This is a genomic window from Curtobacterium sp. MCLR17_051 (assembly GCF_003234395.1).
GTDB classification, from domain to species: Bacteria; Actinomycetota; Actinomycetes; order Actinomycetales; family Microbacteriaceae; genus Curtobacterium; species Curtobacterium flaccumfaciens.
The window spans coordinates 1-17,420 of the sequence record NZ_QKTA01000007.1 but is presented as its reverse complement, the minus strand read 5'-3'; the positions used below and the strand labels follow the sequence as shown (position 1 = coordinate 17,420).

Annotated in this window: 16 protein-coding genes; 15 read left to right on the top strand and 1 reads right to left on the bottom strand. The window is 70.3% G+C overall.

The genetic code is table 11. From position 1 onward, the window contains the following. Nucleotides 1-39: 39 nt before the first annotated feature. Nucleotides 40-390: a DUF1844 domain-containing protein gene (locus tag DEJ06_RS07935; protein ID WP_027466553.1), complete on the bottom strand. Its 351-nt coding sequence runs from the start codon at nt 388-390 to the stop codon at nt 40-42. Nucleotides 391-704: 314 nt separating this feature from the next. Between DEJ06_RS07935 and infC the strand changes: the two genes are divergently transcribed. The 15 genes from infC to tyrS all read left to right on the top strand — a co-directional run bounded on the left by infC (nt 705) and on the right by tyrS (nt 16,916). After that, nucleotides 705-1,379, top strand: coding sequence for a translation initiation factor IF-3 (infC, locus tag DEJ06_RS07930; protein WP_081827403.1), 675 nt, complete (start codon nt 705-707; stop codon nt 1,377-1,379). A 60-nt stretch (nt 1,380-1,439) separates the two neighbouring features. After that, nucleotides 1,440-1,634 carry a 50S ribosomal protein L35 gene (rpmI, locus tag DEJ06_RS07925; RefSeq protein WP_017887976.1) on the top strand — a complete coding sequence of 65 codons (195 nt, stop codon included), beginning with the start codon at nt 1,440-1,442 and terminating at the stop codon, nt 1,632-1,634. A gap of 27 nt (nt 1,635-1,661) precedes the next feature. Continuing rightward, entirely contained in the window at nt 1,662-2,045 is a 384-nt protein-coding gene (gene rplT / locus DEJ06_RS07920; RefSeq protein WP_017887975.1) for a 50S ribosomal protein L20, read from the top strand. Between the two features lie 65 nt (nt 2,046-2,110). Further along, a complete protein-coding gene (locus DEJ06_RS07915; protein ID WP_111038979.1) occupies nt 2,111-2,962 on the top strand; it encodes an RNA methyltransferase in 852 nt (283 codons plus the stop codon). 96 nt (nt 2,963-3,058) lie between these two features. Beyond that, nucleotides 3,059-4,099 carry a phenylalanine--tRNA ligase subunit alpha gene (gene pheS, locus DEJ06_RS07910; RefSeq protein WP_111038978.1) on the top strand — a complete coding sequence of 347 codons (1,041 nt, stop codon included), beginning with the start codon at nt 3,059-3,061 and terminating at the stop codon, nt 4,097-4,099. Next, a complete protein-coding gene (gene pheT, locus DEJ06_RS07905; RefSeq protein WP_111038977.1) occupies nt 4,099-6,591 on the top strand; it encodes a phenylalanine--tRNA ligase subunit beta in 2,493 nt (830 codons plus the stop codon). The genes pheS and pheT overlap by 1 nt, the downstream gene beginning before the upstream one ends. 77 nt (nt 6,592-6,668) lie before the next feature. Continuing rightward, nucleotides 6,669-7,766: an N-acetyl-gamma-glutamyl-phosphate reductase gene (locus tag DEJ06_RS07900; protein WP_111025015.1), complete on the top strand. Its 1,098-nt coding sequence runs from the start codon at nt 6,669-6,671 to the stop codon at nt 7,764-7,766. After that, nucleotides 7,763-8,962 (top strand): bifunctional glutamate N-acetyltransferase/amino-acid acetyltransferase ArgJ, encoded by a 1,200-nt coding sequence (gene argJ / locus DEJ06_RS07895; protein ID WP_111038976.1) that lies wholly within the window; start codon nt 7,763-7,765, stop codon nt 8,960-8,962. The genes DEJ06_RS07900 and argJ overlap by 4 nt, the downstream gene beginning before the upstream one ends. Further along, nucleotides 8,962-10,014 (top strand): acetylglutamate kinase, encoded by a 1,053-nt coding sequence (gene argB, locus DEJ06_RS07890; RefSeq protein WP_111038975.1) that lies wholly within the window; start codon nt 8,962-8,964, stop codon nt 10,012-10,014. The genes argJ and argB overlap by 1 nt, the downstream gene beginning before the upstream one ends. Beyond that, a complete protein-coding gene (locus tag DEJ06_RS07885; RefSeq protein ID WP_111038974.1) occupies nt 10,011-11,234 on the top strand; it encodes an acetylornithine transaminase in 1,224 nt (407 codons plus the stop codon). Before argB ends, DEJ06_RS07885 begins: the two co-directional genes overlap by 4 nt. Then, the gene (gene argF, locus DEJ06_RS07880; RefSeq protein ID WP_071405139.1) at nt 11,231-12,154 is read left to right on the top strand and encodes an ornithine carbamoyltransferase; all 924 of its coding nucleotides are present in this window, start codon (nt 11,231-11,233) and stop codon (nt 12,152-12,154) included. The genes DEJ06_RS07885 and argF overlap by 4 nt, the downstream gene beginning before the upstream one ends. A gap of 18 nt (nt 12,155-12,172) precedes the next feature. Continuing rightward, nucleotides 12,173-13,369 carry an argininosuccinate synthase gene (locus DEJ06_RS07875; protein WP_111038973.1) on the top strand — a complete coding sequence of 399 codons (1,197 nt, stop codon included), beginning with the start codon at nt 12,173-12,175 and terminating at the stop codon, nt 13,367-13,369. A 38-nt stretch (nt 13,370-13,407) separates the two neighbouring features. Next, entirely contained in the window at nt 13,408-14,844 is a 1,437-nt protein-coding gene (gene argH, locus DEJ06_RS07870; RefSeq protein ID WP_111038972.1) for an argininosuccinate lyase, read from the top strand. Beyond that, a complete protein-coding gene (locus DEJ06_RS07865) occupies nt 14,841-15,539 on the top strand; it encodes a DNA-3-methyladenine glycosylase (RefSeq protein ID WP_111038971.1) in 699 nt (232 codons plus the stop codon). Before argH ends, DEJ06_RS07865 begins: the two co-directional genes overlap by 4 nt. Before the next feature lie 63 nt (nt 15,540-15,602). Then, nucleotides 15,603-16,916, top strand: coding sequence for a tyrosine--tRNA ligase (gene tyrS, locus DEJ06_RS07860; RefSeq protein ID WP_111038970.1), 1,314 nt, complete (start codon nt 15,603-15,605; stop codon nt 16,914-16,916). Nucleotides 16,917-17,420 lie beyond the last annotated feature (504 nt).

Below are 17,420 nucleotides of genomic sequence, written 5' to 3'. Positions count from 1 at the left end.
ACCGCCACGGGCCTCCCGTCCGTCTCCGGGTGACGTCGTCTAGTTGACGGGACCCGTGTACTTCTCGCCTGGTCCGGCACCGATCGGGTCCGGGATCGCCGACGCCTCGCGGAAGGCGAGCTGCAGCGACCGGAGTCCGTCGCGGAGCGGACGTGCGTGGTGGTCGCCGATCTCGGTCGCGGCTGCGGTGACGAGGCCAGCCAGCGCGGTGATGAGCTTCCGCGCCTCGTCCAGGTCGGTCTGTTCCTGCGGGTCGTCTGCCAGGCCGACCTTGACGGCCGCGGCACTGAGCAGGTGCACCGCAACGGTGTTGATGAGTTCGACCGCCGGCACCTCCGCGATGTCCCTGGCGGCGTCGATGCCGGTGTCGTCGATCGGGGTGTCGCTCACGGTGCTCCTCTGCTAGGCTTGCTCGCGGCAGATGCTGTCCGTGTGCCGTCAGTTCCCTTGACATCAGTTCTCCTGAGATCAAGATCCTCGACAACACCCGGACGGTGTCACGAAAGAGGAGTCTCTCCCACCCGCGGCCGCGTTCCACCAGGCTACCGGGTCACCACCGCTCCGCGAGTGCACGTGTTGCACCCGTCGGTCGGATCCCACGGATCCGATGCAGGGCGGCTGCCGAACGGGTCGACATCCCGTGCGTCAGATCTCCTCTCTCGTGCTGTCGTCCAGGGCATACGCTCCGGACGGCCACCACCTGATTGAAGGAGCTCCGCATCACCGATCCCCGTACCAACGACCGAATCCGCGTTCCCGAAGTCCGACTCGTCGGTCCGCAGGGTGAGCAGGTCGGCGTTGTCCCGATCGCCATGGCACTGCGTCTCGCGCAGGAAGCCGAACTGGATCTGGTCGAGGTCGCGCCGAACTCGAAGCCGCCCGTGGCCAAGATCATGGACTACGGCAAGTTCAAGTACGAGGCCGCTCAGAAGGCCAAGGAAGCCCGTCGCAACCAGGTGAACACGGACCTGAAAGAGGTCCGTTTCCGCCTGAAGATCGACGTGCACGACTACGAGACGAAGCGCAAGCGCGCCGAGGGGTTCCTCCTCGGCGGCGACAAGGTGAAGGCGATGATCCTCTTCCGTGGCCGCGAGCAGTCGCGTCCGGAGCAGGGTGTCCGTCTCCTCCAGAAGTTCGCGGAAGAGATCGCCGAGTTCGGTGTCGTCGAGTCGCGTCCGACCCAGGACGGTCGCAACATGACGATGATCATCGCCCCGCTCAAGAACAAGTCCGACGTCAAGGGCGAGCAGAACGCCAAGCGTGCTGCACAGAAGGCCGAGCGTCGTGCCACCGAGCACGCCGCGAAGGGCAAGGACGAGGCCGAGGCCGGTTCCACGTCCGAGGCAGCTGCGGAATCCACGGACGCCGCAGCCGAATAGGTCCCCGGACCGAACCCGCAACGACGCGGCCCCCCATCCATCCCACGGAAAGGCACCACCATGCCCAAGCAGAAGACCCACTCCGGGTCGAAGAAGCGCTTCAAGGTCACCGGTACCGGCAAGATCATGAAGCAGCAGGCCGGTATGCGTCACAACCTCGAGGTCAAGAGCTCCAAGCGCAAGGCCCGCCTGAACGAGGACCAGGTCCTCTCCAAGGGTGACGCGAAGAACGTCAAGAAGCTCCTCGGCCACTGAGCCCCCGGATCGTAAAGGAATAGTGCAATGGCACGAGTAAAGAGAGCGGTCAACGCCGCCAAGAAGCGCCGCGTCATCCTCGAACGCGCCGAGGGCTACCGCGGCCAGCGTTCGCGCCTGTACCGCAAGGCCAAGGAGCAGGTCACCCACTCCCTCGTCTACGCGTACCGCGACCGTCACGCGAAGAAGGGCGAGTTCCGTCGCCTGTGGATCCAGCGCATCAACGCTGCGTCCCGTGCGAACGGCCTGACCTACAACCGCCTCATCCAGGGTCTCAACCTGGCCGGCGTCGAGGTCGACCGTCGTATCCTCGCCGACCTCGCGGTGAACAACCCCGAGACCTTCACCGCGCTCGTCGAGACCGCGAAGAAGGCCCTCCCGGCCGACACCTCGGCCCCGAAGGCTGCGTAGTCAGTTCTTCTGCTCGCGAAACCCCCGCCGCACGGCGGGGGTTTCGTCGTTCCTAGACTTGGGTCGTGAGCGATCTCCTCGAGAACCCCCGTGCCGGACGCGTGAAGGCCGTTGCGGCCCTGGCCAAGAAGGACGTCCGGGCCGAGACCGGCCTGTTCCTGCTGGAAGGGCCCCAAGCCGTCCGCGAAGCGCTGGAGTACGCCCCGGAGCTCCTGCGTGAGCTCTACGTGACGCCGACCGCCGCAGCCCGCTACGGGCTGGACGACGCGCCGGTGGACACCTGGTTCGTGACCGAGCAGGTGCTCGACGCGATGGCCGACACGGTCACCCCGCAGGGCGTGGTGGCGGTGTGCCAGCAGTTCCCGACGTCGGTGAAGGACGTCTTCCCGGACCGCGCTGCGGCCGCCGCCGACCGGGAGGCCCGTGATGCGTCCGACGAGCAGGCCGCGTTGCCCGGACTGGTCGCCATCCTCGAAGAGGTGCGGGACCCGGGGAACGCCGGCACGATCATCCGGGCCGCCGACGCGGCCGGTGCCGACGCGGTGGTGCTGACCGGACGCTCGGTGGACCCGTACAACCCGAAGGTCGTCCGGTCGACGACCGGGTCCCTGTTCCACGTCCCGGTGTCCGTCGGCGTGACCCTGGCCGACACGATCGAGCGGGCGAAGGCCCTCGGCTACACGGTGCTCGCGGCGGACGTCTCCGGCGACGACCTGCCGGTGGTCCGCGCCGACGGGATGCTCGACGGTCCGACCGCGTGGGTCTTCGGCAACGAGGCCCGCGGACTCACCGCCGACGACCTGGCGCTCGTCGACCGGGCCGTCAAGGTGCCGATCTACGGGCAGGCGGAGTCGATGAACCTCGCCACCGCTGCGTCGGTGTGCCTGTACGAGTCGGCCTTCGCGCTCCGGAGCTGACGCTCCTCCCTCCCCAGGCCGGTCGTCGGCGTCGGTCATCCACCGTCCGCTCGGTGCAGGTGGGTGGTATCCCGACGGCCGGTAGGCTTGGGTCTCGTGTCAGAACCTCTCGAGATCAGCGAATCGGCCGTCGCCGACGCGGTGGACGCGGCCCTCGCCGCCGTCCGTGCCACGACGACGGTCGCCGAGCTGAAGCAGGCCAGGGCCGAGCACACCGGTGAGCAGTCACCGTTGGCGCGGATGAACGCATCGATGCGCAGTGTGCCGCCGGAGCAGAAGGCCGGGGCGGGCAAGCTCGTCGGGCAGGCCCGTGGGCGGGTGAACGCGGCGATCGCCGAGCAGGAATCCGTCCTCGCGGTGGCCGAGGAACGCGCACGGCTCGAAGCCGAGCGCGTCGACGTCACCGCGTTGCCGGTCCACCGCGCCACCGGCTCCCGCCACCCGCTCTCGCTGCTGAACGAAGCCGTCGCCGACATCTTCGTCGGCATGGGGTGGGAAGTGGCAGAAGGCCCCGAGCTCGAGCACGAGTGGTTCAACTTCGACGCCCTGAACTTCGACCAGGACCACCCGGCCCGGGCCATGGCGGACACCATCTTCGTCGAGCCCGTCGACCGGCACCTGGTCATGCGCACCCACACCTCGCCGGTGCAGGTGCGGTCGCTGCTGTCGCGTGACCTCCCGCTGTACGTCATCGCGCCGGGTCGCGTCTACCGTGCCGACGAGCTCGACGCCACGCACCTGCCGGTCTTCACCCAGGTCGAGGGCATCGCGATCGACAAGGGCCTGACGATGGCGCACCTGCGCGGCACGCTCGAGCACTTCGCCCGGCAGATGTTCGGCGCCGAGGCGCAGATCCGGCTCCGCCCGAACTACTTCCCGTTCACCGAGCCCAGCGCCGAGATGGACGTCTGGCAGCCGAACGCCAAGGGTGGCGCGCGGTGGGTCGAGTGGGGTGGCTGCGGCATGGTGAACCCCAACGTCCTGCGTGCCGCCGGCATCGATCCCGACGAGTACCAGGGCTTCGCGTTCGGCATGGGCATCGAGCGGACACTGCAGTTCCGCAACGGCCTGAACGACATGCGTGACTTCCTCGAGGGCGACATCCGCTTCTCGCAGCAGTTCGGAACGGTGGTCTGATGCGCGTCCCACTCCGTTGGCTCGGTGAGTCCGTCGACCTCCCCGAGGACGTCACCCTCGAGCACGTCCACGCGGCGCTCGTGTCGGTCGGCTTCGAGGAAGAGGACGTCCACACCTTCGACCTGACCGGCCCCATCGTGGTCGGTCGGGTCCTCGAGCGCGTCCCCGAGCCGCAGAAGAACGGCAAGACCATCAACTGGTGCCAGGTGGACGTCGGCGAAGCCGAGCCTCGCGGCATCGTCTGCGGCGCGCACAACTTCGACGTCGGCGACCTCGTCGTCGTCACGCTGCCCGGCGCAGTCCTGCCGGGGCCGTTCCCGATCGCCGCCCGCAAGACCTACGGGCACGTGTCCGACGGCATGATCGCCTCGGCCCGCGAGCTCGGGCTGGGCGACGAGCACGAAGGCATCCTGCGCTTCGCCGACCTCGGCATGGACCCCACCGTCGGTGCCGACGCCATCGCGCTCCTCGGCCTCGATGACGCCGCGGTCGAGATCAACGTCACGCCGGACCGCGGCTACGTCCTCAGCATGCGCGGGGTCGCCCGTGAGTACGCGCACGCCACCGGAGCCAGCTTCCACGACCCCGTCGACCGCGTCGCGCCGCGTGCGGCCGAGGGGTTCCGGGTCACGATCGACGACCAGGCCCCGATCCGGGGTCGAGTCGGAGCGTCGACGTTCGTCACGCGCGTCGTGCGCGGGATCGACCCGGCCGCCAAGACACCGTCCTGGATGGTGTCGCGCCTCTCGCTGGCCGGGGTGCGCTCGATCTCCCTGCCCGTCGACATCACGAACTACGTCATGTTCGAGCTCGGCCAGCCGCTGCACGGCTACGACCTGCAGACCGTCGCGGGCGGCCTCGGCGTGCGTCGGGCGACCGCTGGCGAGACGCTCGAGACCCTCGACGGCACGGTCCGGAAGCTCGACCCCGAAGACCTCGTCATCACCGACGACGACGGTCCCGTCGGCCTCGCCGGCGTCATGGGCGGAGCCCGCACCGAGATCTCGGCGAGCACCACCGACGTCCTGATCGAGGCCGCCGGGTTCGACCAGGTCTCCATCGCCCGCACCGCTCGTCGCCACAAGCTCCCCAGCGAGGCATCCCGTCGCTTCGAGCGCGGGGTCGACCCGCAGGTGGCCGAGGCCGCGGCGAACCGCGCCGTCGAGCTCCTCGTCGAGCTCGCCGGCGGCACCGCTGACGCCCTCGGGTCCACGCTCGTCGACACCGAGCCGCGGGCGACCGTGACGATGCGGCTCTCGCGTCCGTCCGAGCTCGTCGGCGTCGACTACACCGACGCCGAGGTCATCGACACGCTCCGTGCGATCGGCGCCACGGTCGAGGCCGACGGTGAGCAGCTCGCGGTCACTCCGCCCACCTGGCGTCCCGATCTGACCGACGACACCACCCTCGTCGAAGAGGTCGCGCGCATCGTCGGCTACGACCGGATCCCGAGCGTGCTGCCGGTCGCGCCGCCCGGCCGGGGCCTGACCCAGCACCAGCAGGCTCGTCGTCGGGTCGCCTCGGCGCTGGCCGCGGCGGGCCTGACCGAGGTCGTCACGGCACCGTTCGTGTCGGCGGCCACGCAGGACGCCTACCCGGGGATCGACCCGCAGGGCGGACCGAGCGTCGTGCTCGCGAACGCCCTGGACAGCGAGCAGAACCTCCTGCGCCGCAGCGGCGTTCCGGCCCTGGTCGACGCCGCCCGTCGCAATGTGTCGCGCGGGCTCGTGGACGTCGCGCTCTACGAGACGTCCCGGGTGTTCCTGCCGGTGACGGGCGTGACGCTCGGCACCGACGAGGTCCCGGCGGGCGCCGCCCGGCCCGACCGTGCGACGCTCGAGGCGCTGGACGCCTCGCTGCCCGCCCAGCCCTTCCACGTCGCCGCACTGCTCACCGGCCACCGGGTCGTCAAGCAGCCCGGCACCACGGCAGAGCCGTTCGGCATCGCCGACGCGATCGATGCGGCCCGCCAGGTCGCCTGGGCCGTCGGTGTCGAACTGACCGTCGCGCAGACGACCCACCCGTCCCTGCACCCGGGCCGTGCCGCGTCGCTGCTCGTCGACGGCACGGTCGTGGGCGTCGCCGGTGAGCTCCTGCCCGAACTGGCCGAGGCCGCCGTCCTGCCCCGTGTGGTGGCGGTCGTCGAGCTCGACCTCGACGCGCTGGTCGCCGCTGCCCCGGAACTCGTCGCGGTCGCGCCGATCGTCTCCTACCCGGCGGCCACGCAGGACCTCTCGCTCGTCGTCGACGCCGACGTGCCGGCCGGCGACGTGCTGGATGCGGTGCGCTCTGGCGCCGGAGACCTGTTGGAGTATGCTCGGCTCGTGGATGACTACCGGGGCTCCGGCGTGGACGAGGGACAGAAGTCCCTGACGTTCGCGCTGCGCTTCCGTGCCACGGACCGCACGCTGACCGCTGCCGAGGCCACCGAGGCCCGTGACGGCGCTGTCCGACGTGCCGGCGAGCGATTCGGGGCGACCCTGCGCGACTGACCCACACGGGATCAGCACCGCCCGGGGTCGCCGCCTCCGACTCTCTCGACGACCAGTCCGACCAAAGGTGGAATCCCATGTCCGTATCCGTCGCCGTGGCGGGAGCCTCCGGCTACGCGGGTGGTGAGCTCCTGCGCGTGCTCTCCGCCCACCCCGAGTTCGAGGTCAGAACGGTGACGGCGTTCTCGAACGCCGGACAGCCCCTGATCGCGACGCAGCCGCACCTCCGTTCCCTGTCGCACCTGACGCTGGCGGAGACGACGGCCGAGACGCTGCGCGGACACGACGTGGTGTTCCTGGCGCTGCCGCACGGCCAGTCGGGTGCGATCACCGCGGAACTCGGCGACGACGCGCTCGTCATCGACTGCGGCGCGGACCACCGGCTGACGGACCCGGCGGCGTGGGAGCGGTTCTACGGCGGTGACTACTTCGGCGCGTGGACGTACGGTCTGCCCGAGCTCCTGCTCGCGGCACCCACCCCGGGTTCGGCCGATGAATGGCGCGAGGTCGACGACATCGCATCGCAGGGCAAGCAGCGTTCCGCCCTGGTCGGCACGAAGCGCATCGCGGTCCCCGGCTGCAACGTCACCGCGGTGACGCTCGGCATCCAGCCGGGCATCCAGGCCGGCCTCGTCGAGTCCGACGACCTCGTCGCGGTGCTCAGCGTCGGCCCGAGTGGCGCCGGCAAGAAGCTGGCCACCACCTACCTGGCCTCCGAGATCATGGGGTCCGCCAGCGCCTACGCCGTCGGTGGCTCGCACCGGCACGTCCCCGAGATCCAGCAGAACCTGCAGGTCGCGGGGGCCGCCGACGTGACGATCTCGTTCACGCCGGTCCTGGTCCCGATGTCGCGGGGGATCCTGGCGACCACCACCGCGAAGCTCTCGCCCGGCGTCAGCGCACGCGACGTCCGACTTGCCTGGGAGCAGGCGTACGCCGATGAACCCTTCGTCCACCTGCTCCCCGAGGGCGAGTTCCCCCGGGTCGCGGACACGATCGGTGCGAACACCGCGCTCGTCGGCATCGCCGTCGACGAGGCCGCCGGCCGCGTCGTCGCGGTGACCGCGCTCGACAACCTCGCCAAGGGCACGGCCGGCGCCGCCGTCCAGTCGGCGAACATCGCCCTCGGTCTCCCCGAGACCACGGGCCTCAGCGTGGACGGAGTCGCACCGTGACCGACGCAGGCACGACCACCCAGACCGAGCCGGGCCTCCAGGGCGTCACCGCGGCAGCGGGCTTCCGCGCCGCCGGTGTCACCGCAGGCCTCAAGACGAGCGGCAAGCCGGACGTGGCCCTCGTCGTCAACGACGGCCCCGACGCGGCCGTGGCCGCCGTCTTCACCAGCAACCGGGCCCAGGCGCACCCCGTGATCTGGTCCCGCCAGGTCGTCGGGGACGGCGTCGCTCGTGCCGTCGTCCTGAACTCCGGCGGCGCGAACTGCTTCACCGGCCCGTTCGGCTTCCAGACCACGCACCTGACGGCCGAAGCCGTGGGCGACGCCCTCGGGATCGGAGCCGGCGACGTCGTCGTCTGCTCCACCGGGCTCATCGGTGTCGGCGACCAGACCTTCCGCGACAACGTGCTCCGTGGCGTCGAGCTGGCGAGCACTGCACTCAGCAGCGACGGCGGCCCGGACGCGGCGACCGCGATCATGACGACGGACACGAAGGCCAAGCAGTCCGTCGTGACCGAGGACGGCTGGACCGTCGGCGGCATGGCCAAGGGCGCCGGGATGCTCGCCCCGGGCCTCGCGACGATGCTCGTCGTCATCACGACCGACGCCGTGCAGACGCCGGACCAGCTCGACCAGGCGCTCCGTGCCGCCACCCGCATCACGTTCGACCGGGTCGACTCCGACGGCTGCATGTCCACGAACGACACCGTCGTGCTGCTGTCGTCGGGTGCGAGCGGCGTGACGCCAGAGGTCGGTGACTTCCAGGAAGCCCTGACCGCGGTCTGCGCCGATCTGGCCCGCCAGCTGCAGCAGGACGCCGAGGGTGCGAGCCACGACATCGCGATCGAGGTCGTGCACGCCGCGACGGAGGACGACGCCGTGACCGTCGGTCGGAGCGTCGCCCGGAACAACCTGTTCAAGGCGGCTGTCTTCGGCAACGACCCGAACTGGGGCCGGGTGCTCGCGGCGATCGGCACCACCGACGCCGAGTTCGACCCGTACGCGGTGGACGTCAGCATGAACGGCGTCCGGGTCTGCCACGCGGGCGCACCCGACGAGCCGAGCGACTCCGTCGACCTGACCCCTCGTGACACCCACGTGCGCATCGACCTCGGTGTCGGCACGCACTCGGCCACGATCCTGACCAACGACCTCACGCACGACTACGTGCACGAGAACAGCGCGTACTCCAGCTGATGGCGGCGGACACGAACGGGGCCGGTACGCCCCTCACGAAGGAAGAAGAACACGAGTTCGCCGCGGTCAAGGCCGCGACGCTCATCGAGTCGCTGCCCTGGCTGAAGCGCTTCTCGGGCAAGGTCGTCGTGGTCAAGTTCGGCGGCAACGCCATGGTGAACGAGGACCTGAAGCGCGCCTTCGCCGAGGACATGGTCTACCTGCGCTACGCCGGTCTGCACCCCGTCGTCGTGCACGGCGGCGGCCCGCAGATCTCCGCGGCCCTCAAGGAACAGGGCATCGAGTCCGAGTTCCGCGGCGGCTACCGCGTCACGACGACCGAGGCGATCACCGTCGTCCGCGACGTCCTGGCCGGCGAGGTCAACCGCGAGATCGTCGACTTGATGAACGAACACGGCGAGGGCCTGGCCATCGGCGTGTTCGGCGACGGCGGCTCGTTGTTCACCGGCGAGAAGAAGGGCGTCGTCGTCGACGGGCAGGAGTACGACCTCGGCCACGTCGGGGACATCACCCACGTCGACCCGTCCGGTGTGCTCGCCGCGATCGAGGCAGGCCGGATCCCGGTCGTCTCGAGCATCGCGATCGACGACGCGCACCCCGACCAGGCACTCAACGTGAACGCGGACGCTGCGGCGGGTGCCCTGGCGATCGCGCTGCGGGCCTCGAAGCTCATGATGCTCACCGACGTCCCCGGCCTGTACCGCAACTGGCCCGACCGTGACTCGATCGTCGACCTCATCGCCGTCGACGAGCTCCGCGAACTCCTGCCGAGCCTCGAGTCGGGGATGATCCCGAAGATGACCGCGTGCCTCGACGCCGTGGTCGGCGGGGTCGGCGGTGCGACGATCATCGACGGCCGGATCCCGCACTCGATCCTGCTCGAGGTCTTCACCCTGCGGGGTGCGGGCACCGAGGTGATCCCGGACCCGAGCCGACGAACCGAGAACCAGATGACCCACGCCGAGATCGGCCGTCGCGTGGCGTCGCCGTCGATCGACAGCAGTACCGGCCAGCACGTGGCGGGTACGAACGAGAAGGGACACCAGCAGTGAGCACCGAGACGCAGACCGAGACCTGGAACGACCGGTTCGGGGCGTCGCTCATGCGATCCCTGACCCCGCCCAAGATCATGCTCGAGCGTGGCCAGGGCTGCCGCGTCTGGGACGTCGACGGCAACGAGTACCTCGACTTCCTCGCGGGCATCGCGGTGAACTCGCTCGGCCACGCGCACCCCGCCCTGGTGGAGGCGATCGCCGACCAGGCCGCGAAGCTCGTGCACGTGTCGAACTACTTCGCCACCCCGCCGCAGCTCGAACTCGCCGAGCGCCTCAAGCGCATCACCGGTGCGGGCGACGCGGGCCGTGTCTACTTCGGCAACTCCGGCGCCGAGGCGAACGAGGCCGCGTTCAAGCTGGCCCGCCTCAACAAGGGTGCGGACGGCACCAAGACCCGGATCCTCGCGCTCAAGCAGGGCTTCCACGGGCGCACGATGGGTGCCCTCGCGCTCACCGGCAAGCCCGCGCTGCAGCAGGACTTCCTGCCGATGATCCCGGGTGTCGAGCACATCGACACCTCGATCGAGGCGCTCGAAGCGTCGATCGACGACTCCGTCGCCGCCCTGATCCTCGAACCCATCAAGGGCGAGGCCGGCGTGGTCGACCTGCCGGAGGGCTTCCTGCTGGCGGCACGCCGACTGACCGCGGAGCACGGCGCACTGCTGATCCTCGACGAGATCCAGACGGGTGTCGGCCGGACCGGCAACTGGTTCGCGTTCCAGGGCCACGGTGTGACGCCGGACGCCATCACCGTCGCGAAGGGCATCGCCGGGGGCTTCCCCATCGGCGCCCTGGTCACGTTCGGCTGGGCATCCGACCTGTTCTCGGCCGGGCAGCACGGTTCGACCTTCGGCGGCAACCCGCTCGGCACCCGCGTCGCCAACGCGGTGCTCGAGGAGATCGAGCGTGCGGAACTCGTCGCCGGCGCAGTGGTCAAGGGCGAGCGGATCCGTGACGGCATCCGCGCCATCGGTTCCCCGCTGGTGGAAGAGGTCCGTGGCACCGGCTTGCTCGTCGGCGTCGGTCTGACCGGTCCGATCGGCCCGGCCGTCAACGCAGCCGCCCTCGAGCGCGGCCTCATCATCAACGCCCCCAACGAGTCGAGCCTGCGCATCGCGCCGCCGCTCATCGTGTCCGACGCCGAGATCGACGAGTTCCTGTCGATCCTCGCCCAGAGCCTCGCGGCCGTCGCCGCAGCGCAGGAGCCCACCGCATGACCCGCCACTTCCTCCGCGACGACGACCTGAGCCAGGCCGAGCAGTCCGCGATCCTCGACATCGCCGACCGCATGAAGGCCGACCGCTGGGCGGAGAAGCCGCTGGCCGGTCCGCAGAGCGTCGCAGTGATCTTCGACAAGTCGTCGACCCGTACCCGGGTGTCCTTCCACGTCGGCATCTCCGACCTCGGCGGCAGCCCGCTGATCATCTCGACGGCGAACAGCCAGCTCGGCGGCAAGGAGACCCCGTCGGACACGGCCCGCGTGCTCGAGCGCATGGTGTCGGCGATCGTGTGGCGCACCTACGGTCAGGCCGGGCTCGAGGAGATGGCCGCCGGCACGACGGTCCCCGTCGTCAACGCGCTGTCCGACGACTTCCACCCCTGCCAGCTCCTCGCCGACCTGCTCACCATCCGTGAGCACCGCGGCGCCCTCGCCGGGCAGACCGTGGCGTTCATCGGCGACGGTGCGAGCAACATGGCGCAGTCGTACCTGCTCGCCGGGGCGACAGCGGGCATGCACGTCCGCGTCGCCGCCCCCGCCGAGTTCTCCCCGTCGGCGCAGGTCGTCACCGACGCCGAGGAACGCGCCGCCGTGACGGGCGGCTCCGTCCTCGTGGTGACCGACCCGGTTGCCGCGGTCGCTGGTGCCGACGTGGTCGTCACCGACACCTGGGTGTCGATGGGCAAGGAGTCCGAGAAGCAGTCGCGCCTCGACACCTTCGCGGGGTACCGCGTCGACGACGCGCTCATGGCGCACGCCGCCGACGACGCCGTCTTCATGCACTGCCTGCCGGCCGACCGGGGGTTCGAAGTGACCGCCGACGTCATCGACGGCCCCCGCAGCATCATCTGGGACGAGGCGGAGAACCGTCTGCACGCCCAGAAGGCGTTGCTGGCCTGGCTGCTCGCCAACGACTAGCCGACGGATCGGACACCAGTGGCTGACCGGGTCGTCCTCGCGTACTCCGGCGGTCTCGACACCTCCGTCGGGATCGGCTGGCTGCGCGACGCCACCGGCAAGGACGTCGTCGCACTCGTGGTGGACGTCGGCCAGGGCGGCGAGGACCTCGAGGCGGTCCGGCAGCGTGCGCTCGACTGCGGCGCCGTCGAGTCACTCGTCGTCGACGCCAAGGAAGAGTTCGCCGACGAGTACATCGTGCCGGCGCTCCGGGCCAACGCGCTCTACCAGAAGCGGTACCCGCTCGTCTCGGCACTGAGCCGCCCACTCATCGCGAAGCACCTCGCGTTGACGGCGAAGCAACTCGGTGCCGACAGCGTCGCGCACGGCTCCACCGGCAAGGGCAACGACCAGGTCCGCTTCGAGGCAGCCGTCGCGGCGATCGCACCGGACCTGCGGACCGTCGCACCGGTGCGGGACCTCGCCCTCACCCGCGACCGCGCCATCGCCTACGCGCAGGAGCACCGGCTGCCGATCCAGCACTCGGAACGGGAGCCGTGGTCGGTCGACCAGAACGTGTGGGGCCGAGCGGTCGAGACCGGGCTCCTCGAGGACCCGTGGACCGCCCCCGCTGACGACCTCTACGCGACCACCCAGGACCCGGCGCTCCCGCAGCAGGCCGACGAGGTCACGATCACCTTCGACCGCGGTGTCCCGGTCGCCCTCGACGGGCAGCGGTTCAGCGTGCTGCGCATGGTGCAGGAGCTCAACGCGGTCGCCGGCAAGCACGGCGTCGGGCGGATCGACGTCGTCGAGGACCGGGTGGTCGGCATCAAGTCGCGCGAGGTCTACGAAGCGCCGGCCGCGATCGCACTCATCGCCGCGCACGAGGAGCTCGAGAGCCTCACCCTCGAGCGCGACGTCGCCCGGTTCAAACGCGGCGTCGAGTCCGAGTGGGCCGACCTGGTCTACGACGGCCTGTGGTTCGGCGGACTCAAGCGCAGCCTCGACGCCTTCGTCGAGCACACCCAGCAGCACGTCTCCGGCGACGTCCGGTTGCGGCTGCAGGGCGGGCGTGCCACCGTGACGGGCCGTCGGTCGGAGCAGAGCCTCTACGACTTCGACCTGGCAACGTCCGACACCGGCGACGCGTTCGACCAGTCCGTGTCCAGGGGGTTCATCGAGCTCTGGTCACTGCCCAGCAAGATCTCCGCCCGCCGCGACGCGGCGAACTGACCGACAGCCGCACCACAGACGAAACGACGCAGGACGACATGACCGACGAGAAGACCGACGCCACCAACACCGGTGCCCTCTGGGGCGGCCGCTTCGCCGACGGCCCGAGTGCGGCCCTCGCCGCGCTCTCGAAGTCGACGCACTTCGACTGGCAGCTCGCGCCCTACGACATCGCGGGCTCCCGTGCCCACGCCCGAGCGCTGCACACCGCGGGCTACCTGACCGCCGACGAGCTCGAACGCATGCTCGCCGGCCTCGAGCGGCTCGAAGCGGCGCACGTCGACGGCACACTGCAGCCCGACGACTCCGACGAGGACGTCCACGGCGCCCTCGAACGCCTGCTCATCGCCGACCTCGGTCCCGAACTCGGCGGCAAGCTCCGCGCGGGTCGCAGCCGCAACGACCAGATCGCCACGCTCGGCCGCATGCACATGCTCGACCACGGGCGGCGCATCGGCCGACTCGTGATCGACCTCGTCGACGCGATCACCCAGCAGGCGACCGAGCACCCGGGCGCGATCATGCCGGGGCGCACGCACCTGCAGCACGCGCAGCCCGTGCTCCTGGCCCACCACCTGCTCGCGCACGCCTGGCCGCTCGTCCGCGACCTCGAGCGCCTCCGCGACTGGGCCGGCCGCGCGAGCGTCAGCCCGTACGGTGCCGGTGCGCTGGCAGGGAGTTCGCTCGGCCTCGACCCCGCCGCGATCGCCGCGGAGCTCGGCTTCGACCGTCCGGCGGACAACTCGATCGACGCCACGGCCGCCCGGGATGTCGTCGCCGAGTTCGCGTTCGTCCTCGCGCAGATCGGCATCGACGTCTCGCGCCTGTCGGAAGAGGTCATCCTCTGGAACACGAAGGAGTTCGGCTTCGTCCGGCTCCACGACGCCTTCTCGACCGGCTCGAGCATCATGCCGCAGAAGAAGAACCCGGACATCGCCGAGCTCGCCCGGGGCAAGTCGGGGCGCCTGATCGGCAACCTGACCGGGCTGCTCGCGACGCTCAAGGGACTGCCGCTGGCGTACAACCGCGACCTGCAGGAGGACAAGGAGCCGGTCTTCGACTCCGTGGCCACGCTCGAGGTCCTGCTGCCCGCGTTCACCGGCATGATCGCGACCCTGACCTTCGACACCGACCGGATGGCCGAGCTCGCGCCGCAGGGCTTCTCGCTCGCGACGGACGTCGCCGAGTGGCTGGTCCGGCAGGGCGTCCCGTTCCGCGACGCGCACGAGGTCTCCGGCGCGCTCGTCCGGTACTGCGAGGAGCGCGGCATCGAGCTCGACGAGCCGACCGACGACGAGTACCGGTCCGTGTCCGAGCACCTCACGCCCGACGTCCGTGCCGTCCTGACCATCGAGGGCAGCGTCGCATCGCGCTCCGGCGTCGGGGGCACTGCACCCGACCGGGTCGCCGAGCAGCTCGCGTCCGTCACCCGCCGCGTCCGCGACCTGGCCGAGGGCGCGCCCTTCTCGCGATGACCGAGGGGATCGCCGCGCTGCTCGCCGAGCCCGCCCCGATCGCCGCGCCGGCCCTGCTCGGTGCGACGATCGCGGGGCGTGGCGTGGCGCTCCGCATCACCGAGGTCGAGGCCTACTTCGGCCCCACCGATCCCGGATCACACGGTCACCGGGGGATGACGGAGCGCAACCGCCATCTCTTCGGGCCGCCCGGCACGCTGTACGCCTACCGCTCGTACGGCATCCACACCTGCGTCAACGTCGTGAGCGGGCCTGCCGGCACCTCGTCGGGCTCCCTGCTGCGCGGTGCGCAGGTCGTCGAGGGACTCGACGTCGCGCGAGCGCGTCGCGGGTCGAAGGTCGCGGACGTCGCCCTGGCACGCGGGCCCGGCAACCTCGGTGGTGCGCTCGGAGCGGTCCTCGGGCAGGACGACGGCACGTCGCTCCTCGACGGGTCCGGTCCGTTCGTGCTCACCCTGGCACCCGGCCTGGAGGCCCGGCTCGCCTCCGCCGGACCGGCCCACGTGATCGACGAGCTCCTGTCCGAGACCCTTGCCGGTCCGCCCGCGGGCGCTGCGGTCCCGCGGATCTCCCGCGGGCCGCGCACCGGCGTCGGCGGCATCGCCGGCGGGTTGGGGTACCCCTGGCGCTTCTGGCTGACGGGTGACCCCACGGTCTCGACGTACCGGCGGCACAAGGGCGCCCTCGACTCGTGAACCCGGCCACGGGCCTCCCGGCCGCCGCGCCTGCCGGACGTCCGTCGCCGCTACGATGGCGGGGTGTCCAGTGATACCGCTCAAGACGTCCTGACGCGCCAGCAGAACGACCCCGCCTTCGACTCGGTGTGGGACGAACTGCAGTGGCGCGGTCTGGTGCAGGTCTCGACCGACGAGACCGCGCTGCAAGAGGCCCTCGACGGTGAGCCGATCACGTACTACTGCGGCTTCGACCCGACGGCGCCGTCGCTGCACTGCGGCAACCTCCTGCAGCTCCTGACCATGCGGCGGCTGCAGCTCGCGGGGCACAAGCCGCTCGCGTTGGTGGGTGGTTCGACCGGTCTCATCGGCGATCCGCGTCCCACGGCCGAGCGCACGCTGAACACGCCGGAGACCGTGGCGGAGTGGGTGTCCCGGCTGCAGACCCAGGTGTCCCGGTTCCTCAGTCCAGACGGCGACAACGGCGTCCGCCTGGTGAACAACCTCGACTGGACCGCACCGTTGTCGGCGATCGACTTCCTGCGCGACATCGGCAAGTACTTCCGCGTCAACTCGATGCTCAAGAAGGACGCGGTGGCCGCACGGTTGAACTCTGATGCGGGGATCAGCTACACCGAGTTCAGCTACCAGATCCTCCAGGGGCTCGACTACCGCGAACTCTGGCGGCAGTACGGGTGCACGCTGCAGACCGGCGGCTCGGACCAGTGGGGCAACCTGACCTCGGGCACGGAGCTCGTCCGTCGTGCCGAAGGTGCCACGGTGCACGCCCTCGGGACCCCGCTCATCACGAACTCCGACGGTACGAAGTTCGGCAAGAGCGAGGGCAACGCGATCTGGCTCGACGCCGAGATGACCTCGCCCTACGCCATGTACCAGTTCTGGCTCAACACGACGGACGCCGACGTGATCGCCCGGCTGCGGCAGTTCACGTTCTTGACGCGCGCCGAGATCGAACGACTCGAGCAGGCCGTCGCCGACGAGCCCTTCCGACGAGAGGCCCAGCGGACCCTGGCCTTCGAGGTCACCTCGATCGTGCACGGAGTCGCGGCGACCCAGGCGGCGATCGATGCCGCGGCCGCACTGTTCGGCAACGGTGACCTCGGTGCGCTCGACCCGGAGACCCTGCGGTCGGCGATCGCCGCGCTGCCGGGGTCGGTCACGCTCGACTCCGGAGCGGACGTTGCACGGGCACTCGTGGAGACCGGACTCGTGAAGTCCCTCGGTGAAGGCCGCCGCGCGATCGACCAGGGCGGCGTCTCCGTGAACAACGTCCGGGCCGAAGACCCGGCCGCCCCGCTGTCCGACCTCGCCCTGCCCGGGGGAGTGCTCGTCCTCCGTCGTGGCAAGAAGACCCTCGCCGGAGTGACGCTCGCCTGATCCCGGTTGCTCGACCCCCTGCGATGCCCGGTTCCCCTGTGGAACCGGGCATCGCTGCGTCCGGGCGACGTGTGTTGCACAACGCGACACGCCCGGGATGGGGGCTGGCTTGGCGCACTCGCTCAGGGCTGCGTATAGTTCTTACTCGTCACCCCAAAGGTGCGGCGGAGCGGCTGGAGCGAAAGCCCAGAGCACGTCGGCCCTCAAGCGGGACCATCCTCCACTGAAGTTCAGATCGGGCCTTGCGCCGGATCGCTTCGACGCCTAGGATGACAAGCCCACCGGTTCTCTCCCCTCGGGATGAGCCACTGGACCTCCGGGTCCGACGAACAACCGGTGGCAAGCCAAGAACACAAGCCTTGTGGCTGAAGCTCGAACTCGAGCCGAGGAGCAAGTGCGTCTGGTCCTTGAGAACTCAACAGCGTGCACATTGTCAATGCCAATTTATTGATTGACCTCGTGCCTGGTCGGCTTGCTGACCGGGTCATGAAGCAATTCCTTTTG